The 913-nt window shown below is 46.2% G+C and carries 1 protein-coding gene and 1 pseudogene; both read left to right on the top strand.

The window, feature by feature from the left end; genetic code table 11:
* Positions 1-149 precede the first annotated feature (149 nt).
* A pseudogene (locus ACLRGG_RS20780) lies at positions 150-257 on the top strand (Arm DNA-binding domain-containing protein); the annotation flags it as partial.
* Positions 258-441: 184 nt separating this feature from the next.
* Positions 442-879 carry a DcrB-related protein gene (locus ACLRGG_RS20775; RefSeq protein WP_416251510.1) on the top strand — a complete coding sequence of 146 codons (438 nt, stop codon included), beginning with the start codon at positions 442-444 and terminating at the stop codon, positions 877-879.
* The last annotated feature ends 34 nt before the right edge of the window (positions 880-913 follow it).

The raw sequence follows: 913 nt of genomic DNA, 5'->3' as shown, positions 1-913 counted from the left end.
TGGCATTAAATGGCTACACGCCGATGCAGCATATTCAACGCATGACTTGATTCTACTTATCGCCTCCGTTAAAAAGGGGAGGATTACCGACTTCCATCTTCATTCTAAGTAAGTACAATAACGGTATAATAAATATACACGGAATAGTTATGCTCACTGATAGTCAATGCCGCATAGCAAAAGCGAAAGAAAAGCTATACCACCTTAGCGATTTCAATGGCTTATACCTTGAAGTCAAACCTAACGGTAATAAGGCATGACGGGTGAGATTAATTGACTAACTTTGCACTACGAAAGCAGGCATATGCTGAACCAACCTGTTTCTGAACCGATACTTATCTCAGAACACGTACCTTCCGTCAGTAAATGAAACCTCCGTATAGCAAGCTGCCTGACCCTGTGGCACACTTAAACCGTCCTGATGCATACGGAAGCTGCTTAATGTCTGAAAACCTCCCTCTCTGCCTGTTTACCGAAGGCCGCATCACCCTTCCTGACCAGTATCAGGATCGCACCGTTAATGTCTTTACCCTGCCCGGTGAGAACATGCCAGCCTTTAACATCTCCCGTGATTCGATGAATGATGATGAAACGCTGTCAGCTTATATTGACCGGCAGTTAACGCTGATACAGAAGCATCTTAAAGGCTGGAAGCAGACGGAACGGGTGCCTGTGGTGCTCGGCAATAACCTGTTACAGGGTGAATGTGTGCATGCCAGCTACCTGCGTGACGGTAAACGGCTCTTCCAGCAACAGACGGTATTTAACACCTCTGAAAACAAGATTCTGGTGTTCACCATGACCTGCACCGCGATACTGACGGACGGGGACAGTCAACAATTTCAGGCGCTGCTTGCCAGCTTTTGTTTTAACACCTGACAATTAAGGAACGTTGTTATGTTTGAAGCGGCAC

Origin of the sequence: Erwinia sp. PPS120, from assembly GCF_047918655.1 — a bacterium.
GTDB classification, from domain to species: Bacteria; Pseudomonadota; Gammaproteobacteria; order Enterobacterales; family Enterobacteriaceae; genus Erwinia; species Erwinia tasmaniensis_A.
Note: the sequence above shows the minus strand (reverse complement) of the source record. Positions and strands in the feature narration are given on the sequence as shown.